Source organism: Pseudomonas sp. GW821-FHT07G10, from assembly GCF_059418545.1.
Genome location: NZ_JBWKQB010000005.1, coordinates 25,878 through 47,513, shown reverse-complemented (window position 1 = coordinate 47,513; position 21,636 = coordinate 25,878). Strand labels below are relative to the sequence as shown.

Annotated in this window: 21 protein-coding genes; 13 read left to right on the top strand and 8 right to left on the bottom strand. The window is 59.2% G+C overall.

Annotation, left to right across the window (positions count from 1 at the left end):
* Nucleotides 1–75: 75 nt before the first annotated feature.
* From prpC to AC07O1_RS09200, 3 genes are all read right to left on the bottom strand, one after another.
* The gene (prpC, locus tag AC07O1_RS09210) at nt 76–1,203 is read right to left on the bottom strand and encodes a bifunctional 2-methylcitrate synthase/citrate synthase (protein WP_495010619.1); all 1,128 of its coding nucleotides are present in this window, start codon (nt 1,201–1,203) and stop codon (nt 76–78) included.
* A 118-nt stretch (nt 1,204–1,321) separates the two neighbouring features.
* A complete protein-coding gene (gene prpB / locus AC07O1_RS09205; RefSeq protein ID WP_494992400.1) occupies nt 1,322–2,212 on the bottom strand; it encodes a methylisocitrate lyase in 891 nt (296 codons plus the stop codon).
* Nucleotides 2,209–2,931 (bottom strand): GntR family transcriptional regulator, encoded by a 723-nt coding sequence (locus AC07O1_RS09200; protein WP_494992401.1) that lies wholly within the window; start codon nt 2,929–2,931, stop codon nt 2,209–2,211. Before AC07O1_RS09200 ends, prpB begins: the two co-directional genes overlap by 4 nt.
* Nucleotides 2,932–3,209: 278 nt before the next feature.
* Between AC07O1_RS09200 and rloA the strand changes: the two genes are divergently transcribed.
* The 4 genes from rloA to pabB all read left to right on the top strand — a co-directional run bounded on the left by rloA (nt 3,210) and on the right by pabB (nt 7,800).
* Entirely contained in the window at nt 3,210–3,746 is a 537-nt protein-coding gene (gene rloA, locus AC07O1_RS09195; protein ID WP_494992402.1) for a retropepsin-like aspartic peptidase RloA, read from the top strand.
* Between the two features lie 5 nt (nt 3,747–3,751).
* On the top strand, nt 3,752–5,284 hold the full coding sequence (rloB, locus tag AC07O1_RS09190) for an osmotic stress tolerance membrane protein RloB (RefSeq protein ID WP_494992403.1): 1,533 nt from the start codon (nt 3,752–3,754) through the stop codon (nt 5,282–5,284).
* Entirely contained in the window at nt 5,284–6,312 is a 1,029-nt protein-coding gene (locus tag AC07O1_RS09185; protein ID WP_495088565.1) for an alpha-L-glutamate ligase-like protein, read from the top strand. Before rloB ends, AC07O1_RS09185 begins: the two co-directional genes overlap by 1 nt.
* Before the next feature lie 144 nt (nt 6,313–6,456).
* Nucleotides 6,457–7,800, top strand: a complete 1,344-nt coding sequence (gene pabB, locus AC07O1_RS09180; RefSeq protein WP_495088666.1) for an aminodeoxychorismate synthase component I — start codon at nt 6,457–6,459, stop codon at nt 7,798–7,800.
* Nucleotides 7,801–7,941: 141 nt separating this feature from the next.
* On the opposite strand, the gene thrH is transcribed toward pabB, so the two are convergent.
* Nucleotides 7,942–8,559 carry a bifunctional phosphoserine phosphatase/homoserine phosphotransferase ThrH gene (thrH, locus tag AC07O1_RS09175; protein ID WP_495088564.1) on the bottom strand — a complete coding sequence of 206 codons (618 nt, stop codon included), beginning with the start codon at nt 8,557–8,559 and terminating at the stop codon, nt 7,942–7,944.
* A gap of 175 nt (nt 8,560–8,734) precedes the next feature.
* Between thrH and AC07O1_RS09170 the strand changes: the two genes are divergently transcribed.
* From AC07O1_RS09170 to AC07O1_RS09160, 3 genes are all read left to right on the top strand, one after another.
* Entirely contained in the window at nt 8,735–9,469 is a 735-nt protein-coding gene (locus AC07O1_RS09170; RefSeq protein ID WP_495088563.1) for a phosphoadenylyl-sulfate reductase, read from the top strand.
* Nucleotides 9,470–10,030: 561 nt separating this feature from the next.
* Nucleotides 10,031–11,581: an NCS1 family nucleobase:cation symporter-1 gene (locus tag AC07O1_RS09165; protein ID WP_495088562.1), complete on the top strand. Its 1,551-nt coding sequence runs from the start codon at nt 10,031–10,033 to the stop codon at nt 11,579–11,581.
* A gap of 57 nt (nt 11,582–11,638) precedes the next feature.
* Nucleotides 11,639–12,367 (top strand): aspartate/glutamate racemase family protein, encoded by a 729-nt coding sequence (locus AC07O1_RS09160; RefSeq protein WP_494992408.1) that lies wholly within the window; start codon nt 11,639–11,641, stop codon nt 12,365–12,367.
* 147 nt (nt 12,368–12,514) lie between these two features.
* On the opposite strand, the gene AC07O1_RS09155 is transcribed toward AC07O1_RS09160, so the two are convergent.
* Nucleotides 12,515–13,438: a LysR family transcriptional regulator gene (locus tag AC07O1_RS09155; protein ID WP_495088561.1), complete on the bottom strand. Its 924-nt coding sequence runs from the start codon at nt 13,436–13,438 to the stop codon at nt 12,515–12,517.
* Nucleotides 13,439–13,562: 124 nt separating this feature from the next.
* On the opposite strand from AC07O1_RS09155, the gene AC07O1_RS09150 reads away from it, so the two are divergent.
* A complete protein-coding gene (locus AC07O1_RS09150) occupies nt 13,563–14,309 on the top strand; it encodes a 3-oxoacyl-ACP reductase family protein (protein WP_495088560.1) in 747 nt (248 codons plus the stop codon).
* Between the two features lie 112 nt (nt 14,310–14,421).
* Here the strand turns inward: AC07O1_RS09150 and AC07O1_RS09145 are convergent, their stop codons facing one another.
* Nucleotides 14,422–15,117: an HAD-IA family hydrolase gene (locus AC07O1_RS09145; protein WP_494992411.1), complete on the bottom strand. Its 696-nt coding sequence runs from the start codon at nt 15,115–15,117 to the stop codon at nt 14,422–14,424.
* 246 nt (nt 15,118–15,363) lie between these two features.
* On the opposite strand from AC07O1_RS09145, the gene AC07O1_RS09140 reads away from it, so the two are divergent.
* On the top strand, nt 15,364–15,618 hold the full coding sequence (locus AC07O1_RS09140; protein WP_494992412.1) for a type II toxin-antitoxin system RelE family toxin: 255 nt from the start codon (nt 15,364–15,366) through the stop codon (nt 15,616–15,618).
* Nucleotides 15,599–15,925 (top strand): helix-turn-helix domain-containing protein, encoded by a 327-nt coding sequence (locus AC07O1_RS09135; RefSeq protein ID WP_494992413.1) that lies wholly within the window; start codon nt 15,599–15,601, stop codon nt 15,923–15,925. The genes AC07O1_RS09140 and AC07O1_RS09135 overlap by 20 nt, the downstream gene beginning before the upstream one ends.
* A gap of 69 nt (nt 15,926–15,994) precedes the next feature.
* Here AC07O1_RS09135 and AC07O1_RS09130 read toward each other — a convergent pair whose 3' ends face one another.
* Both AC07O1_RS09130 and AC07O1_RS09125 read right to left on the bottom strand, forming a co-directional pair.
* The gene (locus AC07O1_RS09130) at nt 15,995–17,320 is read right to left on the bottom strand and encodes an ATP-binding protein (RefSeq protein WP_495010623.1); all 1,326 of its coding nucleotides are present in this window, start codon (nt 17,318–17,320) and stop codon (nt 15,995–15,997) included.
* A gap of 2 nt (nt 17,321–17,322) precedes the next feature.
* Nucleotides 17,323–17,997, bottom strand: coding sequence for a response regulator (locus AC07O1_RS09125; protein ID WP_494992415.1), 675 nt, complete (start codon nt 17,995–17,997; stop codon nt 17,323–17,325).
* A gap of 175 nt (nt 17,998–18,172) precedes the next feature.
* On the opposite strand from AC07O1_RS09125, the gene dsbD reads away from it, so the two are divergent.
* From dsbD to dsbG, 3 genes are read left to right on the top strand one after another with little or no spacing between them, the layout of a single operon-like run.
* Nucleotides 18,173–19,909 carry a protein-disulfide reductase DsbD gene (gene dsbD, locus AC07O1_RS09120; RefSeq protein ID WP_495023147.1) on the top strand — a complete coding sequence of 579 codons (1,737 nt, stop codon included), beginning with the start codon at nt 18,173–18,175 and terminating at the stop codon, nt 19,907–19,909.
* On the top strand, nt 19,909–20,781 hold the full coding sequence (locus AC07O1_RS09115; RefSeq protein WP_494992417.1) for a TlpA family protein disulfide reductase: 873 nt from the start codon (nt 19,909–19,911) through the stop codon (nt 20,779–20,781). Before dsbD ends, AC07O1_RS09115 begins: the two co-directional genes overlap by 1 nt.
* Nucleotides 20,757–21,524: a thiol:disulfide interchange protein DsbG gene (gene dsbG / locus AC07O1_RS09110; RefSeq protein ID WP_495088559.1), complete on the top strand. Its 768-nt coding sequence runs from the start codon at nt 20,757–20,759 to the stop codon at nt 21,522–21,524. The genes AC07O1_RS09115 and dsbG overlap by 25 nt, the downstream gene beginning before the upstream one ends.
* Nucleotides 21,525–21,636 lie beyond the last annotated feature (112 nt).

Below are 21,636 nucleotides of genomic sequence, written 5' to 3'. Positions count from 1 at the left end.
CCGCTATCGCGAGCAAGCCCGGCTCCTACACAGGGTTCTTCGTTTCATTCAGCAACCGACGCCGATGCCCACCGGTCAGCGTTGCTCGATTGGCACGAACTTGCGCTGTTCAACGCCGACGTACTCGGCACTCGGGCGGATGATGCGGTTGTGGGCGCGCTGCTCGAACACGTGAGCGGCCCAGCCGGTCAGGCGTGAGCAGACAAAAATCGGCGTGAACAGCTTGGTCGGAATGCCCATGAAGTGGTACGTCGAGGCGTGGTAGAAGTCGGCGTTGGGGAACAGTTTCTTTTGCTCCCACATGGTCTTGTCGATGGCTTCAGAGACCGGGAACAACACCTTGTCGCCCACTTCATCGGCGAGCTTTTTCGACCAGCCCTTGATCACTTCATTACGCGGGTCGTTGTCTTTATAGATCGCGTGACCAAAACCCATGATCTTGTCTTTGCGCTCGAGCATGCCGAGGGTGCCTTTGATCGCCTCCTCGGGGGACTTGAAGCGCTCGATCATTTCCATTGCCGCTTCGTTGGCGCCGCCGTGCAGCGGGCCGCGCAAGGAGCCGATGGCCGCGGTGATGCAGGAATACAGGTCGGACAAGGTCGACGCGCAGACTCGAGCGGTAAAGGTCGATGCGTTGAACTCGTGTTCCGCGTAAAGGATCAGCGAAACGTTCATGACCTTGACGTGCAATTCGCTCGGCTTCTTATCGTGCAGCAAGTGCAGGAAATGCCCGCCGATGGATTCTTCATCGGTCACGCAGTTAATGCGTTTGCCGTCGTGGCTGAAGCGATACCAGTAGCACATGATCGCCGGGAACGCGGCCAGCAGCCGGTCGGTGGCATCATGTTGTTCAGAGAAGTCTTTCTCCGGTTCGATGTTGCCCAGGAACGAGCATCCGGTGCGCATCACGTCCATCGGGTGAACGTCCGCCGGAATGCGCTCGAGCACCTCCTTCAGCGCTTGCGGCAGGTCACGCAGCTTGCTCAGTTTGCTGATGTAGGCCGCCAGCTGCGCCTTGGTCGGCAGCTCGCCGTACAGCAGCAGGTAGGCCACTTCTTCGAACTGTGCGTCGGCGGCCAGTTCGCGAACGTCATAGCCGCGATAGGTCAGGCCCGCGCCCTCCAGTCCCACGGTGGACAATGCGGTTTGCCCGGCCACCTGGCCCCGTAGCCCGGCGCCACTCAATACTTTTGCTTCGGCCATTGCTTTCTCCAATCTTGAATTTGTTAGGGAATCGGCAAGTTGTGTTTCATCAGGTTCTTTGGGTGATGCCGAAGGCTGCGATCCTTTCAAAGGCGGACCGAGCCCCCCGATTTACGGTTTATTTCTTCGACGCAAACAACGCATCAAGCTTCTGCTCGAAAACGTGGTAATCGATGGCGTCGTACAGCTCCATACGGGTTTGCATAGTGTCGATGACGTTCTGCTGCGTGCCGTCGCGGCGAATGGCGGTGTAGACGTTTTCTGCAGCCTTGTTCATGGCGCGGAATGCCGACAGCGGGTACAGCACCAGCGAAACATCGGCGGCTTTCAATTGCTCGACGGTGTACAGCGGCGTCGCGCCGAATTCCGTGATATTGGCCAGAATCGGCGCTTTCACGCGGCTGGCAAACAGCTTGTACATTTCCAGTTCGGTAATGGCTTCCGGGAAAACCATATCGGCGCCAGCCTCGATGCAGGCTGCGGCGCGATCGAGCGCCGACTCCAGACCTTCCACCGCCAGCGCATCGGTACGCGCCATGATGACGAAGCTGTCATCGGTGCGCGCATCGACGGCGGCCTTGATGCGGTCGACCATTTCCTGTTGAGAAACGATTTCCTTGTTCGGACGGTGGCCGCAGCGCTTGGCGCCGACCTGGTCTTCGATGTGAATCGCCGCCGCGCCGAACTTGATCATCGACTTGACGGTACGTGCCACGTTGAACGCCGAGGAGCCGAAACCGGTGTCCACGTCCACCAGCAGCGGCAGATCGCAGACGTCAGTGATCCGGCGTACGTCGGTCAACACGTCATCCAGACCGGTAATACCCAGGTCCGGCACACCGAGAGAGCCGGCAGCCACCCCGCCACCGGACAGGTAGATCGCCTTGAAACCGGCGCGCTTGGCCAGCAAGGCGTGGTTGGCGTTGATCGCGCCGACCACTTGCAGCGGCTGTTCACTGGCGACCGCATCGCGGAAACGCTGGCCTGGAGTGCTCTTGTTGGAACTCATGACTCACCTCGTGGAGTGGCTGTCTGGTTGGCGCTGTCCTGGTAATGACGCGCGATATTGCGTTTGGAAGCGCCGATGTGGCGGCGCATCAACAACTCGGCCAGTTCACCGTCGCGATCAGCAATCGCGTCGAGAATCCGGTGATGTTCGGCGAACGCCTGGCGCGGGCGGTTAGGCGTAGCGGAAAACTGTATGCGGTACATGCGAACCAACTGGTACAGCTCACCGCAGAGCATCTGGGTCAGGGTGCGGTTGCCCGCGCCCTGAATGATCCGGTAGTGAAAGTCGAAATCGCCTTCCTGCTGGTAATAACCGACACCGGCCTGGAACGCGGCATCGCGCTCATGGGTCTCGAGAACCCGGCGCAGCTCGTCGATTTCTTCGACGCTCATGCGCTCGGCGGCCAGACGACAAGCCATGCCTTCCAGGGATTCGCGGATTTCATAGAGTTCGATCAACTCGGCATGGCTGAGGGAAACCACCCGCGCGCCGACATGGGGAATGCGCACCAGCAGCCGCTGCCCTTCCAGACGGTGGATCGCCTCACGCAACGGCCCGCGGCTGATGCCATAGGTGCGCGCCAGCTCCGGCTCGGAAATCTTGCTGCCCGGGGCGATATCGCCTTTGACAATGGCTGCCTGGATACGCCGGAAGACATTCTCGGAGAGGGTCTCCGAATCATCCTGCATCAGAACTGGGGGATCGAGTTGATCCAGCATATTGTCGACACCTTTAAATCCAATGCGACAAAAACTAGCTAATTACATACAAACAGTCAAAGGAAAAATAGGTATTGTCGACAATCGTCTAATAACCATCTGCACCATAACGATGCAGAACCCCTGTTTATAGCCAACCTGGAGCGCTGGCGCCATAAAACCAGCATGCTAGAATGCCGCCCGCATTTGCCTGTCATCTTTTTATGGCAGGCGCACGAGGTTGCGCAGCAATGCCAGTCGCCTTGAACCGAAGATCGCATTGCGACGCTCCAGGATTTATGAGACTCAAGCCCTTCCCTACATTGCTTTGCCTACTCTGCCTGCCCGGTGTGAGCGCTGCCGCCGAGAAGACCGTTTATGGCCTGAATGAATACGCAAAGCTTGCCGGGATCGATCTGGAAGTCGCGGCCAAACTCGACACCGGCGCCAAAACCGCCTCCCTCAGTGCTCGCGACATCAAACGTTTCAAACGTAACGGCGAGTCCTGGGTACGCTTCTACCTGGCCATTGACACCGCCCACTCACACCCGATTGAACGTCCACTGGCGCGGGTCAGCAAGATCAAGCGCCGCGCGGGCGACTACGATCCCTATGAAGACAAGACCTACACCGCCCGCCCGGTGATTGCCCTGGATATCTGCATGGGCAGCGCTTTGCGCAGTATTGAAGTTAACCTGACCGACCGAAGTGCATTCCAATACCCGCTTTTGATCGGATCCGAAGCGCTCAAGCGCTTTGATGCGCTGGTCGACCCCAGTCTCAAATACGCTGCTGGCAAACCCGCCTGCGCCGCCGACGCTCATACCGCAGAGTAATTTCAATGCGCGCTCTTACCCTCCATCTGAAAATCCTGATCGCCATCCTGGTGGTGCTGGGTATTTCAGTCACGGCCTACCAGATTTTCGTGCTCGGCATTCCCGTGACCGAAGACGCCACCGACGACTTGTGGAACATCGATGCCAAGGTCCAGTTCGTCGCCAGTGCCAAGGACCCGATCAAGATTCAGATGTTCGTGCCACCACTGAGCCGCGACTACGTCAGCCTCAACGAAAGCTTTATCTCCAACAACTACGGCGTGGCCGTCAACCGCGTCGACGGCAACCGCAAGGTCACCTGGTCCGCCCGTCGCGCCAAGGGCAATCAGACCCTCTACTACCGTCTGGTGCTGACCAAGCGCTACAGCGGTGAAAAATCCAAGATCAAAGGCCCGACTTTCCGCGACAGCATCCCGGTCGAAGGCCCGGAAAAAATCGCTGCTGAAGCCCTGCTCGCCCCGATTCGCCAGCACTCGGCGGACGTCGAAACCTTCATCGGCGAAGCCATCAAACGTGTCAACAACCTCAATGACGACAACGTCAAACTGCTGCTGGGTGGCGATCCGTCGACGCCGCACAAGGCAAAGATCGTCGAGCTTTTGCTGTCTATCGCCCATGTGCCGATGGAAAAGGTCCACACCATTCGCCTGGTGGCGGACCAGCCGCAAACTCCGGAACTGTGGCTGCGCAGCTTCAACGGCACCGACTGGCTGTACTTCAACCCGGATACCGGCGAGCAAGGCCTGCCCACCGACCGCCTGCTGTGGTGGACCGGTGATGACAACCTGATTACCGTCGATGGCGGCAAGAAAGCCACCGTCACCTTCAGCATGAACAACAGCGAAATGAACGCCATACGCCTGGCCAAGCTGACCGACGAAAACTCCGACGCCAACTTCCTCGGATATTCGCTCTACGGTCTGCCGCTGCAAACCCAGCAGACGTTCATGGTCATGGTGATGATCCCGATCGGCGTGCTGGTGATTCTGATCCTGCGCAACCTGATCGGCCTGCAGACCCTGGGCACGTTCACCCCGGTACTGATTGCCCTGGCCTTTCGCGAGACGCAGCTGGGATTCGGTATCGTGCTGTTCACCATCATCACCGCGCTGGGCTTGTCGCTACGCTCGTACCTTGAACACTTGAAACTGCAAATGCTGCCCAGGCTGTCGGTGGTATTGACCTTTGTCGTGGTGCTGATCGCTGCGATCAGCCTCTTCAGCCACAAACTGGGCCTGGAACGCGGCCTGTCGGTAGCGCTGTTCCCGATGGTGATTCTGACCATGACCATCGAACGCCTGTCGATCACCTGGGAAGAACGTGGTGCCGGCCATGCGATGAAAGTCGCCATTGGTACGCTGTTCGCCGCCTCCCTGGCACACCTGATCATGAGCGTGCCGGAGCTGATCTACTTCGTGTTCACCTTCCCGGCGATACTGTTCATTATGGTGGGCTTCATGCTGGCCATGGGGCGCTATCGTGGCTACCGCCTCACCGAACTGGTGCGGTTCAAAGCCTTCCTCAAGGCTGATTCGTAATGTTTGGCCTCTGGAAGACCTGGAAGGCCCTGCAAGCCCGGGGTGTCATGGGGATCAATCGGCGTAACGCAGACTACGTGCTCAAGTACAACAAGCGCAGCCTGTACCCGATTGTCGATGACAAAATCATCACCAAGGAACGTGCGATCAAGGCCGGCATTCAGGTACCGGAAATGTACGGAGTGATCTCCACCGAAAAGGAAATCGACAAGCTCGACGAGATCATCGGCGGGCGCAGCGACTTCGTCATCAAGCCGGCCCAGGGGGCTGGCGGTGACGGCATCCTGGTGATCGCCGACCGCTTCGAGGGCCGCTATCGCACGGTGTCCGGGAAAATCATCACCCATGAGGAAATCGAACATCAGATTTCCAGCATTCTGACTGGCCTGTATTCCCTGGGCGGTCATCGTGATCGGGCATTGATCGAATACCGCGTAATCCCGGACCAGATCTTCAAAAGTATCAGCTACGAAGGCGTGCCCGATATCCGCGTCATCGTACTGATGGGCTATCCGGTGATGGCCATGTTGCGCCTGCCAACCCGTCAGTCGAATGGCAAAGCCAACCTGCACCAGGGCGCCATCGGCGTCGGTGTCGACATGGCCACCGGCCTGACCCTGCGCGGTACCTGGCTGAACAGCATCATCACCAAACACCCGGACACCACCAATGCGGTGGACGGCGTGCAGCTGCCTTATTGGGACGGCTTCATGAAGCTGGCGGCCGGTTGCTATGAACTCTGCGGACTGGGCTATATCGGCGTCGATATGGTGCTGGACCAGGAAAAAGGCCCGTTGATTCTCGAACTCAATGCCCGCCCCGGCCTGAACATCCAGATCGCCAACGATTGCGGCCTGACCCTGCGCACCCATGCCGTGGAAGCGCGCCTGGAAGAGCTCAAGGCCAGAGGCATCAAGGAAACGCCGGAGGAACGTGTGCGTTTTGCTCAACATCTGTTCGGGCATATACCAGCGTTTGAAGAACACAATGAGCACTCCTCACGCAAGGTCAGGGAATACACCCCGTGACCGCAACCCTGTAGGCGCTGCCGAAGGACGCGGCTACAGCATTCTTGCGACGTAAAAAGTGCCATCCCCCGACATCCCCTCTAGGAGCAAATCCTGCAGGGGACTACAATCGCCAGCCGCGCACCGATGACTGATCTGCCCCGCATGTTGACCTGCTCCGTACACCCGCTCCCTTATCGCGCCAACCCCGCCGAGTATTTCGCGGCGATTCGGCATGCCCCCGGCGCCGTGCTGCTCGACAGCGGTCGCCCGAGCGCCGAGCGCGGACACTATGACCTGCTCAGCGCCTGGCCGCTGGAGCAGCTAACAGTATTACCGGACGAAAGCGGTGCCCATTTCCTGCAACGGCTACGTAACAACCTGACCCGACTTGGCAACGCTGCGCTGCCGCAACCGTATCAACTGCCCTTCGTCGGCGGCTTGATCGGCTACCTCAGCTATGACTTTGGCCGCCATCTGGAAACCCTGCCGAACCAGGCCCGTGATGACTTGCGGTTACCCGATGCGCACCTGGGTCTGTACAACTGGGCGTTGATCAGCGATCACTTGTCGGGCACCAGCCAACTGGTGTTTCACCCAAGCCTGGCCGATACCGAACGTCAGCGCCTGATCGAGCTGTTCAGCCAGCCAGCGCACTCGACACCCGAAGCCTTCACGCTAAACGGTCCGATGAGCCCTGACCTCAGTCCCGGCGACTATCAGCAAGCTTTCCTGCGCATCCAGCATTACATTCAGGCCGGCGACTGTTATCAGGTCAACTTTGCCCAACGCTTCCGCGCGCGATGCCAGGGCGACCCGTGGACGGCGTACTGCGCGCTGCGGGCAGCGTGCCCGACGCCCTTCTCCGGTTTCCAGAGCCTGCCCGACGGCGGCGCGGTGCTGAGCCTGTCTCCGGAACGCTTCGTGAAAGTCAGTGACGGCCACGTGGAAACCCGTCCGATCAAAGGCACCCGGCCGCGCGGCAAGGACGCTTTTGAAGACGCGGCCAATGCCACCGAGCTGCTGGCCAGCGCCAAGGATCGTGCGGAAAACCTGATGATCGTCGACCTGCTGCGCAACGATCTGGGCCGCACCTGCCGTATCGGCTCGGTGCGAGTGCCGGAGTTGTTCAGCCTGGAAAGCTACCCGAACGTGCATCACCTGGTCAGCAGCGTCACCGGCGAGTTGGCGGATGATAAAGATGCCCTGGACCTGATCGCCGGCAGTTTCCCCGGCGGCTCGATCACCGGCGCACCGAAAATCCGTGCGATGCAAATCATCGACGAGCTGGAACCGACCCGACGCGGGTTATATTGCGGCTCATTGCTGTATCTGGATGTACGCGGGGAAATGGACAGTTCTATCGCCATCCGCAGCTTGCTGGTCAAGGATGAGCAAGTCTGCTGCTGGGGCGGTGGCGGAATCGTCGCGGACTCGGACTGGCAGGCCGAATATCAGGAGTCCATCACCAAGGTGAAGGTGCTGCTGGAAACCTTGCAGGGATTGTGACAGTCGATCGTTCCCATGCTCTGCGTGGGAATGCAGTCCGTGACGCTCTGCGTCACTGTCGAAGCGGACGCAGAGCGTCCAGTGAGGCATTCCCACGCGGAGCGTGGGAACGATCGACACTCAACCCAACCCGTCATCCGATTACAGGCTCAACTCCCGATTCGAAGCTTTCAAGAACTCCTGCTTGAGCTCGGCAAAGGTGTGCACTGCCGGAAACTGCGGGAACTCGCGAATCACGTTTTCCGGCGCATGAAACAGAATCCCCGCGTCGGCCTCGCCCAGCATCGTGGTGTCGTTGTATGAATCACCGGCCGCGATCACTCGGTAGTACAGGCTCTTGAACGCCAGCACCGACTGGCGCTTGGGGTCTTTCTGGCGCAGTTGATAGCCGATCACCCGATCCGTTTCATCAGTGATCAACCGATGGCAAAGCAGCGTCGGGAAACCCAGTTGACGCATCAGCGGCTGGGAGAACTCATAGAAAGTGTCCGAAAGAATCACCACCTGAAACCGCTCGCGCAGCCAGTTGACGAACTCAATGGCACCGTCCAGCGGCTTGAGGGTCGCGATCACTTCCTGGATATCGGACAGCTTCAAGCCGTGCTCATCAAGAATCCGCAGGCGCTGCTTCATCAGCACGTCGTAATCGGGAATATCCCGAGTGGTTGCCTTGAGGGATTCAATACCGGTTTTTTCGGCAAAGGCGATCCAGATTTCCGGGACCAGCACACCTTCCAGGTCGAGACAGGCAATTTCCACAAGACACTCCCATTTGTATTGATTATTGAGTCGAGGCGAGTAAAAGGACAGCCGAACTCTAGCGACTCGCTCTGACCGACGCAACGCAGAGGAGCGAGCCAGCCACCACAGGTTTTTGTTACCATCGCCAGTATATAGAGCGCTTAGCGCCACCGACCTGTAGGAAACCGCCCTGATGAGCCAATCATTCGACGTCGCTGAACTCGCTGCAACCTATGCCAACAAGTCCGCCCAGGACATTCTTAAACTGGCCTTCGCCCAGTTCGGCGACGACTTGTGGATTTCCTTCAGCGGCGCGGAAGACGTGGTGCTGGTGGACATGGCCTGGAAGCTGAACAAAAACGTCAAGGTCTTCAGCCTGGACACCGGCCGTCTGCATCCGGAAACCTACCGGTTCATCGAGCAGGTTCGCGAGCACTACAAGATCCAGATCGAGCTGGTATCGCCGGATCAAAGCAAGCTTGAACCCTTCGTGAAGGAAAAAGGCCTGTTCAGCTTCTACAAGGATGGTCATGGCGAATGCTGCGGCATCCGCAAGATCGAACCACTGCGCCGCAAACTTTCCACCGTCAGCGCCTGGGCTACCGGCCAACGCCGCGACCAGAGCCCCGGCACCCGCAGCCAGGTTGCCGCGCTGGAAATCGACAGTGCCTTCTCCACTCCTGAACGTACCCTCTACAAATTCAACCCGCTGGCACAAATGACCAGCGAAGAGATCTGGGGTTACATCCGCATGCTTGAGCTGCCTTACAACAGCCTGCACGAACGCGGTTTTATCAGCATCGGCTGCGAGCCGTGCACCCGCCCTGTCCTGCCGAACCAACACGAGCGCGAAGGCCGCTGGTGGTGGGAAGAAGCCACGCAGAAAGAATGCGGGCTGCACGCCGGGAATATCATCAGCAAAGCGTAAAGATCGCAACCTGCGGCAGCTCCTGGTTGATGTACACACATCCAATGCAGGAGCTGGCGAAAGCTCGGGCCGCGTTCGTCGATCTTTTGATATCCAGCCAGTCAAGACCTGTCCCGCGAAAAACGTGTGTACAAGAATGTCACCATAGGTGCCATTTCCGTGTGCACTTTACCTGTCAGCGCCCCAAAAAGTTACATCCTCCCTTCTGAGCTACTGCTCGCCTGCGCAAGCCTGGACACCCTCAAAAAATAAATACCTGTTCAATCGGTCAATTAATATTGATTATATTTCAGTCACTTACCTTCATAATATATAAAAACGAAATTAAACACAGAATTCATAGACAGAAATCTGGCATAGAAGTGGCTTAAGAAGACTTGTGTTTTGTATACAATAATTTCAAAACATACACACACTTTATATCCGCACACCTGCCACGGTTAATTCTCCGTCAGGCTGCAGATGCCCAGAACCCAGTGATTCCCGGAACCGTCGGCGAAGATTGCCGAGCCTTGCGCTCATGCACAGTCACCGTCAACCCGGGATCAGGAGCCTGCCGGAATGCGTACAAGCCTCTCTAATAACATCGCACTGGATTTGCCCTCCTCCACCCACAACCACTCTCAATCCAACACCAGTCAAACACTTGGAGCGACGCCACCGCTGAGCCTAAGCCCACGACTGCACAACAAGGACCTGGCACCCACCAAAATCGAAGGCCGACGCTGGGGTCGTTACAGCATCTTTGCGTTGTGGACCAATGACGTGCACAACATCGCCAACTACTCCTTCGCCATCGGCCTGTACGCCCTGGGCCTGGGCGGTTGGCAAATTCTGCTGTCGCTGGGGATTGGCGCGGCGCTGGTGTACTTCTTCATGAACCTGTCCGGCTACATGGGCCAGAAGACCGGCGTGCCATTCCCGGTCATCAGCCGGATCAGTTTCGGTATCCATGGCGCACAAATTCCGGCGCTGATCCGCGCCGTCATCGCCATTGCCTGGTTCGGTATCCAGACGTACCTCGCCTCCGTGGTGTTTCGCGTGCTGCTGACCGCAGTCCACCCAGCCTTTGCCGAGTACGATCACAACTCGATCCTCGGGTTGTCGAGCCTGGGCTGGGTATGTTTCGTGGCGATCTGGTTCGTGCAACTGGCGATTCTCGCCTACGGCATGGAGATGGTTCGGCGCTATGAAGCGTTTGCCGGGCCGGTGATTCTGCTGACCGTCGCCGCCCTGGCGGCGTGGATGTACACCCAGGCCAACGCGACCATCGCCTGGTCGATCCGCGAACCACTGACCGGGGCCCAGATGTGGCGCAACATTTTCGCCGGCGGCGCCTTGTGGCTGTCGATCTACGGCACGCTGATCCTCAACTTCTGCGATTTCGCCCGATCTTCACCGTGCCGCAAGACCATCAAGGTCGGCAATTTCTGGGGCCTTCCGGTGAATATTCTGGTGTTCGCCAGCATCACCGTGCTGCTTTGCGGTGCGCAGTTCCAGATCAACGGACGGATCATCGAAAGCCCGACCGAAATCATCGCCTCGATTCCCAATACGTTTTTTCTGGTACTCGGCTGCCTGGCATTCCTGATCGTCACCGTGGCGGTGAACATCATGGCCAACTTCGTCGCCCCCGCCTTCGTCCTCAGCAACCTGGCGCCCAAGTACCTGAACTTTCGCCGCGCCGGGTTGATCAGCGCGACCATTGCGGTGCTGATCCTGCCGTGGAATCTCTATAACAGCCCGCTGGTGATCGTGTACTTCCTGTCCGGGCTCGGCGCGCTGTTGGGACCGTTGTACGGGGTGATCATGGTCGACTACTGGCTGGTGCGCAAAGGCCAGGTCAATGTGCCCGAGCTCTACAGCGAAGATCCAAAGGGCGCTTATTACTACAGCGCCGGTGTGAATTTGCGGGCCGTTGCAGCCTTTGTTCCCGCGGCGCTGATTGCCATCACCCTGGCACTGGTTCCGGGCTTTGCCAGCGTATCGCCGTTCTCCTGGCTGTTTGGCGCCGGTATCGCAGGTCTTCTTTATCTGATCATCGCCAAGCGGCAACCGCACTACGCGGATGTCAGCGGTGAAGCCATTGCGGTTGATAACGTCAGCCACTAACTCCAGTGCGGCCCGTTCAACCCGGGCCGTCAAATGACTCCGCTATAAGGACAACCCATGCGAATTCTTGTGGTCAACGTCAACACCACCGAGTCCATCACCCAGGCCATCGCCAGACAGGCGCAAGCTGTGGCCTCGCCCGGCACAGAGATCATCGGTCTGACGCCCTTTTTCGGCGCAGAGTCCATCGAAGGCAATTTCGAAAGCTATCTGGCCGCGATCGCCGTCATGGACCGCGTGCTGTCATACGACCAACCCTATGACGCGGTGATCCAGGCTGGCTACGGGGAGCATGGCCGTGAAGGTCTGCAGGAATTGCTCAACGTGCCAGTGGTGGACATCACCGATGCAGGCGCGAGCACCGCAATGTTTCTTGGCCACGCCTATTCGGTGGTCACCACACTGGACCGCACCGTGCCGCTGATCGAGGACCGCCTCAAGCTTTCCGGCCTTTATGAACGCTGCGCGTCGGTTCGAGCCAGTGGCCTGGCGGTGCTGGAACTGGAAGAAGACCCAGAGCGCGCTATGGAGGCCATCGTCCGCCAGGCGGAGTTGGCGGTGAGTGAGGACAAGGCTGAAGTGATCTGTCTGGGTTGTGGCGGTATGGCCGGGCTGGATGAACACATTCGTCGGCGTACCGGCGTACCAGTGGTGGATGGGGTGAGCGCGGCGGTGACCATTGCTGAATCGCTGGTGCGATTGGGGCTTTCCACGTCCAAGGTGCGGACCTATGCCACGCCTCGGCCGAAGACCATTATTGGTTGGCCAGGGCGGTTTGGGCGCTGAGCCATGCTCTGAGACCGAGTCGCAGCCATCGCGAGCAAGCCCGCTCCCACACTTGATCTGCGTCAGACTACAAAAGTGTGACCGATGGAGATCTAATGTGGGAGCGGGCTTGCTCGCGATGAACGATGACTCGGTCCATAGTCGAACCTAGATGGCACTAAACCGTTGCGCCAGTTGCTGCTCGGCAAACTGCTCGATGATGAAGTCGACAAACGCCCGGGTCTTGCCCGGCAACAACTTATGCTCGGCGTAATAGATCGAAATATTGCCGTCGTCGACATACCAATCTGGCAACACCCGCTGCAAGGTACCCGCGCTCAAGTAGTTCACGGCGAACGGCAGGCTGACCAAGGCGATACCCAAACCCTGCGTGGCACTGACGCAGGCGGCTTCTGAATCGCTCATGGTCATCCGCGCCGCAAGCGCCAATGGGCTGTGTTGCCGGGTGCGACTGGTCAGTTGCCAGGAGCGCACACGCCCGGTTTGCGGTGAGCGAATCAGAATTCCGTCACAATGGCGCAAGTCGTCTGGTTCGACAATCGCCTCGCGCCGCTTCAGATAATCCTCGGAGGCCACCAGCACCCTATGGGCCGGCGTCAGTTTGCGCGCTACCACCCCTTGCGGCAGTTCAAAGCCACCGCCAATCGCAGCATCGAAACCTTGGCCGATCAGGTCGACCTGGCGGTTATCAAAATGCCAGTCCGGGTTGATCGCCGGAAAGCGCCGTAGAAACTCCCCCAGCAACGGCACAATGTACAACCGCCCGAACGCCGTGCCCATGCTGACTTTCAGTGTCCCCGCCGGACGTCCTTGCGCGCTGGCCAGATTAGCCACGGCGTTTTGAATGGTGTGAAGACTGGTACTGACCTCACCGAGAAACAGCTGGCCGGCCTCGGTCAGGGTCAGGTTGCGGGTACTGCGCTGAAACAATCGCACACCGAGCCGGGCCTCAAGCTTGGCGACACTTTTACCCACCGCAGCCGGGGTCAGACTCAAGCGCCGCGCAGCCTCGGCAAAGCTGCCGACCTCTGCGCTACGGACGAAGCATTCGATACTGCTGAAGGTTTCCATGGTCACCACTATAAACTTTTGGTTTACACAGACTATAGCAATCACCCTCTACTCAGCCGGTAATCCGAGGTCGATACTCGACTCCAACAGCAAGGCAGCCCGCCTTGAACTTTTGGAGAACGACATGACCACTCAAAACCTCAGCGGTAAAGTAGCCCTGATCCAGGGCGGCTCTCGCGGCATCGGTGCCGCCATCGTCAAACGCCTGGCGGCTCAAGGCGCAGCCGTTGCCTTCACCTATGTCAGCTCGGCTGCCAAGGCTGAAGAATTACAGAACAGCATCACCTCCACCGGTGGCAAAGCCCTGGCCATCAAGGCTGACAGCGCCGACGCCGTCGCCATCCGCAACGCCGTCAACAGTACCGTCGAAACCTTCGGCAGGCTGGACATCCTGGTCAACAATGCCGGCGTGCTGGCTATCGCGCCGCTGGAAGACTTCAAACTGGAAGACTTCGATCAAACCCTGGCCGTCAATGTGCGCAGCGTGTTCATCGCCACTCAGGAAGCCGCCAGACACATGACCGAAGGCGGTCGCATCATCAACATTGGCAGCACCAACGCTGATCGTATGCCCTTCGCCGGTGGTGGCCCGTATGCGATGAGCAAAGCCGCGCTGGTCGGACTGACCAAAGGCCTGGCCCGCGACCTTGGCCCACGGGGTATCACCATCAACAACGTGCAGCCCGGCCCGGTCGACACCGACATGAACCCGGCTCACGGTGATTTCGCCGATAGCCTGATCCCGCTGATGGCGGTAGGTCGTTACGGCAAGGTCGAGGAAATCGCCAGCTTCGTTGCCTACCTGGCAAGTCCGGAAGCCGGCTACATCACCGGTGCCAGCCTGACCATCGACGGCGGCTTCGGCGCCTGATTCGAGGCCATAAAAAACGCCGGGCAACGGTAGTAACGTTGCCCGGCGTTTTGCCATGTAGATGTTACCGGCTTTTCGGTAGCCGCTGTCGCAGGCTGCGGCTACCGAGAACTCATGCCCATTCGAGCACCGGCAACCCACACGCCCCTGGCTGAAACGCCTTCAAGGTTCGAATAATCCCATCTGCATGGGCAAACTTTGCGTCCGCCATCGCCGCATCAGGTACCGCAATCGCCGTCATGCCAGCAGCTTTTGCTGCCGTGACACCAAACGGCGAATCTTCGAACACCAGGCAATCCTTCGGTGCAACCCCCAACCGTTGCGCAGCCGTCAGGAAGATGTCCGGTGCCGGCTTGGCGGCGCCCACTTGCGGATCGTCCGCCGTGACGATGGTGTCGAACAGCGCGAACCAGTCGCCGTGCAACGTGGTTTTCTGTCCAAAAGATTGCCGCGAAGAGCTGGTCCCCACCGCAATCGGGACGTTATTGGCTTTCAAATGTCGGACCAGCTCCTGCGCGCCCGGCATCGCCAATGCACGCGGAAAACGCTCACGCATCAGCGGCTCGCGCACCCGCAAAAACTCCTCGGCGGTGATCGGCAAGTCCAGCGCCTCGACAACATACCGCGCCAGATCACCTGCCCCACGGCCGATGATGTTCTGCTTGATGCTCCAGTCGAAGGTCCGGCCATAACGGTCGGCAATGATCTGCGTGACCTCGGTGTAGATCCCCTCGGTGTCCAGCAACAAACCGTCCATATCGAAAATCACGGCCTTGATCGGGCCGAACTCATCCAACTGTGCATTCATCGCATCTGATCCGTTAGCAAAATACATCCCAGGGGCGGCTCAGGTACGGCCGGTGTGTTGATCGATTAACGGGCTCAGCAGGATAGCGAGCCCGGTCCACATGCAGCAACAGTTTGAGACGACCGAGTTTCGGGAGTCGCCCAGGGTTTGTCATGAGCGCAGCGAAAGCCAAGTGTTTTCGTCCCGATCACTTATAGAAAAAATAAAAACCCATTGCAAACCTTATAAAAGACTTATTACCATCCCATGAATCAAATCAACTGGACCAGAAAAGCCGTGAAGCAGTTGCTGAGGTTGCATACCCAGCACCAGGTTCACATCCGCGATGCTGTCACCGAGCTAAAACGCATGCCCGACGTGACCAACGTCAAGGCGCTAGCGAATCACGCTCGTGGATACCGTCAGCGAGTGGGCAATTACAGAGTCCTTTTCGACTGGGACGGCATGATCCAGGTCGTCAGCATTCAAGAGGTAAAAAAACGTGACGAACGCACCTACTGACGTACAAATCATCAACGGCCCGGACGGTAAACCGGCCTTTGTCGTCATTCCCTATGAGCAATACAAGGCTCAACAAGTCGAAGCCGATCTGATCCCGCACGAAGTGGTCAGCCGCATTGTCGATGGCGCCACCCCGATCCGCGCCTGGCGTGAACACTTGAACCTCACCCAGGAGGAAGTGGCAAAACGCATGGGGATTTCACAGCCGGCGTTTGCGCAACAGGAAGCAGTGAACAAACCACGCCGGGCCACGCGGGAGAAAATTGCCCAGGCATTCGGGATCAAGGCAGATCAGCTGGAGCTGTAATCCGGGTAGGCAATCCCTGTACTGCACAGATCAATGACTAACAGAAACAACCACACAGGCCACTATCGCTTAAACAGGCTGCAATGGCATGGTCAGTTCGACCCGCAGGCCGTCGGGTCGGCTGTCGAAATGCAGGACGCAGCCGCAGCGCTGAACAATCGCCTGAACAATCGCAAGGCCGAGACCGCAACCGGTGCTCTTGCTATTGCGCCAGAACCTTTGGGTCAGGTGTTGCAGGTCTTCTTGCGCAATGCCCGGGCCATGATCGCGCACCTGGAAACGCACGCGATTGCCGATGGTTTCCAGCGTCAGCTCGACCGAAGTATCGCCCGGAGTGTGCCGCAGAGCGTTGTCCAACAGGTTGCGCAAAGCGGCAATCGACAGCACGGACGGCATTTGGACCGGTGCCGAAGAAAAATCATCCGGCAAACGCAACTGGATGCGCTGGCGATCGCCACTGGCCGCATCCTGAATGGCCAGACGCGCCACCTGCTCGGCGTTGCACTGCACCCCGTCATCGAACGACAGGCGGCCTTCGACCCGAGCCAGCAGCAACAGTTGCTCAAGGGTTCGATGCAGACGGTCAGCACCTTCTTCGGCCCGCACCAAAGACTGCTCCCGTGCTGCGCCTTCGGTCATTCTCGCCACTTGCAGGTGGGTCTTGATCGCCGTCAGCGGGCTGCGCAGTTCGTGGGCAGCATCGCCGGTCAGGCGACGCTCGCGTTCGATGGTTTTGCCGATCCGCTTCAACAGCTGATTCTGGGTGTCAAGCAAGGGTTGCAGCTCGCTGGGCAACGGCTGGATCTGCAAGGGTTCGAGGGAGTCGGCACTGCGCCGCATCAAGGCATCGCGCATGCGGTTCAGCGGTGCCAGGCCCTGACCGATGCCCAGCCAGAGCAGGCACAGGCAGCCCATCAACGCCACGCCCACTGGCACCGACGCCGCCAGCAGCACCGAGAGGTTCAGTGCCTCTCGCTCGACCTGGCGGTCCGCGGTGGTGATACGCAAATCGCCTCTGGCCAGGGTGAAACTGCGCCAGCGTGCGCCGTCGATCATCTGGTCATGGAAACCCATCTTCTCGGCTTCCAGCTTTTGGTCCGGGGTACTGTGGCTGCGGGCGAGAATTTCGCCGCGCAAAGAACTGACCTGGCAGGCCATGCCCCCAGGGATATTAAGTTGTTCGGCACTGAAATGCGTGCCCTCGCCTTTGCTCGGCAACGCCGGCAGTTGTTCCAGCAGCCCGGCGACCATACGTGCCGAGGCCACCAGACGCTGATCGAGGGAAAACATCATCTGATTGCGCAGATCACTGAGCATCCAGGCGGCAGCCAGAGCCCAGATCAGGGCGAAGGCTACCCCGAGGGTCAGGCTCAAGCGCAAACGCAAACTCATCACGGCTATTGCTCCTCGCCGTCCGCCGGCCCAAGGCGATAGCCCAGACCGCGTACGGTTTCGACGATACCATTGCCGAGTTTGCGCCGCAGGTGGTGGATATGCACGTTAAGGGCGTTGCTTTCCAATTCATCGTTGAAGCCGTAGACGCTGTCTTTCAACTGCTCGCTGGACAGTACCCGACCACGATTGTGCAATAACGCCTGCAACAGCGATTGTTCACGCCGCGACAGGTCCACCGGCTGGCCGGCCAGAAAGGTCTCCCGGCTGCTGGGATTGTAAGTCAGGCGCCCATGCTCGATCAGATTGACGCTGCGCCCGGCCACCCGACGCAGCAGAGTGTGCAGGCGAGCGGCCAGCTCACGCAGGTCGAACGGTTTGAGCAGGTAGTCATCGGCGCCAGCCTGTAAACCGTCGACGCGGTCAGTCACCGAGTCGCGTGCGGTCAGGATCAGCACCGGCAGCTCCAGCCCTTGATGGCGCAACTGCTGCAACAGCCTCAGGCCGTCCTCGTCCGGCAAGCCGAGGTCAAGCACCATGACGTCGAACTCGGCTACCTTCAGCATTGCCCGGGCAGCTGACGCCGTGGCGACGTGTTCTACCGTCAGGCCCTGGGCCGTGAGACCGGCGACAATACCGCTGGCGATCAGTTCATCATCTTCACAGACAAGTACGTGCATGGTGAGACCTGTAGAAAAGCGCTGATTAAGACGGTACCGGATTAAGCGGACATTATGCCCTGAGCTCGGCAAGCATCAGGAACAGTCCTACAGCCCGACGATAGACGGGTTAATCACCGGTTAATCGCCAACACCCATTGTGCTCATCAACTGCACCGATCCAAGGCTTTATTTCATGCGTCGATTGTTTGTTTTCTTTTTTATGCTTATCTCGGGCCTGGCTCAAGCAGGACCGAATCCGTTCGAGACCAAACCCGATTTTCTGCCCGTTGGAAAAGCCTTCGTATTCACCTCTGAAAAACTTGCTTCGGGTGAAACCCAACTCTTTTGGCAAATTGCCGACGGCTATTACCTGTACCGGCAACGCATGAAGTTCGATGGTCTGCCCGACGCGCAAAAGCCGCCGATGCCTGAGGGCGAAGCCCACAGCGATGAGTTCTTCGGCGAACAACAGGTCTATCGCCAGGGCCTGGAACTGCGGATCCCGGCCGGAGCCAGTGGCCAGATCAAGGTCGGTTTTCAGGGCTGCGCCGATGCCGGCTTGTGTTATCCGCCGCAAACCGGGATCGTCGATCTGGGTAACAGCACGACGCTGGCAAACACTACGCAAGCAGCGGATCAAGCGCTTGCCAGCGGCCTGCAACAACGGGCGCTGGGCTGGAGTTTGCTGGTGTTCTTCGGCCTGGGCCTGCTGCTGGCGTTCACCCCGTGTTCTCTGCCAATGTTGCCGATTCTCGCCGGTTTGATTGTCGGCAGTGGCGCCAGTCCCAAACGCGGTTTTGCCCTTGCCGGCAGTTACGTGGTCAGCATGGCGCTGGTGTACGCCGCGATGGGTGTTCTCGCAGCGATGCTTGGCGCAAACCTGCCGGCGCTGTTGCAGCAACCGTGGTTGCTGGGCGGTTTCGCCGCGGTGTTCGTGCTGCTGTCCTTGCCGATGTTCGGTTTCTTTGAACTGCAATTGCCTGTTGCGGTGCGTGATCGTCTGGAGAACGTCGGGCGCACGCGCCGCGGTGGCAGCCTGGTCGGTGCCGGGGTGCTGGGTGCCTTGTCCGGGCTGCTGGTGGGGCCGTGCATGACCGCGCCACTGGCCGGTGCCTTGCTGTACATCGCCCAGAGCGGCAATGCGCTGCATGGCGGGTTGATCCTGTTCGCCATGGGCATGGGCATCGGTGTGCCGCTGTTGCTGCTGGTCACCGTCGGCAATCGCTTCCTGCCCAAGCCCGGAACCTGGATGAACCTGCTCAAGGGCATCTTCGGCTTCCTGTTTCTTGGCACCGCCATCCTGATGATTCGCCCGGTGCTCGATGAGTCGCTGTGGATCGGTTTGTGGGGCGCGTTGTTGCTGGTCATGGCCTATGCCGGCTGGCGGCAAACCGGCGGCTACGGCCGCGCAGCCCATGTGTTTGGCGCAAGTTCGGTGCTGTTTGGGCTGTGGGGCAGCGTATTGTTGATCGGTGCCGCTGGCGGCAGCGAAGACCTGTGGAAACCGTTGCAGGTCTATAGCCCTTCGCGTTCTGTCAGTGTCGCCGGTCTGACGCCACATGAGGCCTTTATCACCGTCAAAAATCCCGCAGCCCTGCAAGACGAACTGAACACCGCCAAGGCGCAAGGCCAATGGGTGTTGCTCGATTACTACGCGGACTGGTGTGTGTCGTGCAAAATCATGGAAAAACAGGTATTTGCCAAGACTCATGTGTTGCAAGCGCTGAAAGATGTCCGTCTACTGCGCCTGGACGTCACCGCCGACAACGCCGCCAGCCGCGAACTGCTCAGCCGTTATAAAGTGCCGGGGCCACCGAGCCTGTTATGGATCGGCCCGGATGGCGAAGAACGCCGCAGCCAGCGCATTACTGGCGAAGTCGATGCCGCTGGCTTTGTGCAACGCTGGAATATCACCCGGGATACCCGTTGATGCTGACTTTTACTATCGGCACTTTTGCTATCGCGCTCAATCACCTGCTGCTGATCAGTGCCCTGGCACTGGCCATGCTGGTCGGTTGGCGAGTCGCCAGGCGTGGTGGTGAAAATCCCGAGTCAGTGCTGTTCAGCCTGTTTCTGTTGGGGATGTTGGCGGCCCGGGTGGGGTTCGTTCTCGTCTACTGGACCCACTACCGCGATGACCCGTGGCAGATCATCGATCTTCGCGACGGTGGTTTCCTGGCCTGGCCTGGCGTTATCGTCCTGCTGCTCAGCGCAGTGGCTTGGTGCTGGCGACGGCCAGCACTTCGGCGTCCACTGGGCGCAAGTGTCGGCACCGGCCTGCTGTTCTGGCTGCTGGCAAGCCTGTCCCTGAGCCTCTACGAGCAAGGCACCCGGTTGCCCGACGTCGCCCTGCGCAATGCCGCTGGGGCAACCGTGCAACTCACCGACTATCACGGTGGGCCATTGGTGATCAACCTTTGGGCCACCTGGTGCCCGCCCTGCCGGCGGGAAATGCCGGTGCTGGAGCGCGCACAGCAGCAACGCCCGGACCTGACCTTTCTGTTCGTCAACCAGGCGGAAAGCATACAAAGCGTCAGCACCTTCCTGGCGACCCAAGGCCTGAGCCTGACTAACGTACTGTTCGATGGCGGCGGCCGACTAGGCCAGGCCGTTGGCTCCATGGCGTTGCCGACGACGCTGTTCTACAGCGCCGACGGTCGCCTGCTCGCCAGCCATTTGGGCGAGTTGTCGGAAGCCAGCCTGGCTCGCGCGCTGGAAAGTTTCGATACCCCGAATTTGACCTCGGCCACGCAGGCCACCCCCTCAAGGAAACTGCCATGCCCCGCATCCGCAACCTGCTGACCCTGACGCTGGGCGCAGCCCTGCTGCAAATCCCGCTGCTTCAGGCCGAGGAGCTGCCGGCAGCAATCCGCAAGATCGAAGAAAAAGGCGCAAAGATCATCGGCAGCTTCGACGCCCCCGATGGCTTGCGTGGCTATGCCGCGCAATACCAGAACCGTGGCATGGCGTTGTACCTGACCCCGGATGGCAAGCATGTGGTGGTCGGCAATCTGTACGACGCCGACGGCAAAGACTTGAGCCAGGCGCCGCTGCAAAAGCTGGTCTACGCGCCGATGGCCAAAGAAGTCTGGGCCAGGATGGAAGCCAGCAACTGGATCGCCGACGGCAGCAAGGATGCACCGCGCATCGTCTACCTGTTCAGCGACCCGAACTGCCCTTACTGCAATATGTTCTGGGAACAGGCCAGGCCTTGGGTGAAAGCCGGCAAGGTCCAGCTGCGACACATCATGGTTGGCATCATCCGCGAAGACAGCCCGGGAAAATCCGCCGCCCTGTTGGCCAGTAAAGACCCGCGCAAAGCCCTGGAAGACCACGAGAAAGCCGGCAAAGAGAGTGCGCTGAAACCGCTGACCACCGTCCCTGCTGCAATCCAGGCCAAGCTCGCCGCCAACATGCAATTGATGGAAGATCTTGAGCTGTCTGCAACGCCGGCGATTTTTTACATGGACGAAAAGGGCGAATTGCAACAGCAACAAGGAGCGCCGTCGCCGGACAAGCTGCTGAAGATTCTTGGGCCTAAATGAAATACAGATCAAAATAGTCATCGCCTGAGCGGGCGCTATCGTGAGCAAGCGAACGTCGCCCCGCCCCTCCCACACGCCTGATCAACAGTACCCCCATACAGGTGATGAGCGC

Bases quoted from the DNA above. Each gene is read 5' to 3' on its own strand.
- dsbG (WP_495088559.1), top strand. From the start codon at position 20,757: ATGCCCCGCATCCGCAACCTGCTGACCCTGACGCTGGGCGCAGCCCTG.
- prpC (WP_495010619.1), bottom strand. From the start codon at position 1,203: ATGGCCGAAGCAAAAGTATTGAGTGGCGCCGGGCTACGGGGCCAGGTG.
- AC07O1_RS09160 (WP_494992408.1), top strand. From the start codon at position 11,639: ATGCGAATTCTTGTGGTCAACGTCAACACCACCGAGTCCATCACCCAG.
- AC07O1_RS09115 (WP_494992417.1), top strand. From the start codon at position 19,909: ATGCTGACTTTTACTATCGGCACTTTTGCTATCGCGCTCAATCACCTG.
- dsbD (WP_495023147.1), top strand. From the start codon at position 18,173: ATGCGTCGATTGTTTGTTTTCTTTTTTATGCTTATCTCGGGCCTGGCT.
- AC07O1_RS09150 (WP_495088560.1), top strand. From the start codon at position 13,563: ATGACCACTCAAAACCTCAGCGGTAAAGTAGCCCTGATCCAGGGCGGC.
- AC07O1_RS09165 (WP_495088562.1), top strand. From the start codon at position 10,031: ATGCGTACAAGCCTCTCTAATAACATCGCACTGGATTTGCCCTCCTCC.
- pabB (WP_495088666.1), top strand. From the start codon at position 6,457: ATGTTGACCTGCTCCGTACACCCGCTCCCTTATCGCGCCAACCCCGCC.
- AC07O1_RS09185 (WP_495088565.1), top strand. From the start codon at position 5,284: ATGTTTGGCCTCTGGAAGACCTGGAAGGCCCTGCAAGCCCGGGGTGTC.
- AC07O1_RS09145 (WP_494992411.1), bottom strand. From the start codon at position 15,117: ATGAATGCACAGTTGGATGAGTTCGGCCCGATCAAGGCCGTGATTTTC.
- AC07O1_RS09140 (WP_494992412.1), top strand. From the start codon at position 15,364: ATGAATCAAATCAACTGGACCAGAAAAGCCGTGAAGCAGTTGCTGAGG.
- AC07O1_RS09170 (WP_495088563.1), top strand. From the start codon at position 8,735: ATGAGCCAATCATTCGACGTCGCTGAACTCGCTGCAACCTATGCCAAC.
- prpB (WP_494992400.1), bottom strand. From the start codon at position 2,212: ATGAGTTCCAACAAGAGCACTCCAGGCCAGCGTTTCCGCGATGCGGTC.
- rloB (WP_494992403.1), top strand. From the start codon at position 3,752: ATGCGCGCTCTTACCCTCCATCTGAAAATCCTGATCGCCATCCTGGTG.
- AC07O1_RS09125 (WP_494992415.1), bottom strand. From the start codon at position 17,997: ATGCACGTACTTGTCTGTGAAGATGATGAACTGATCGCCAGCGGTATT.
- AC07O1_RS09155 (WP_495088561.1), bottom strand. From the start codon at position 13,438: ATGGAAACCTTCAGCAGTATCGAATGCTTCGTCCGTAGCGCAGAGGTC.
- rloA (WP_494992402.1), top strand. From the start codon at position 3,210: ATGAGACTCAAGCCCTTCCCTACATTGCTTTGCCTACTCTGCCTGCCC.
- AC07O1_RS09200 (WP_494992401.1), bottom strand. From the start codon at position 2,931: ATGCTGGATCAACTCGATCCCCCAGTTCTGATGCAGGATGATTCGGAG.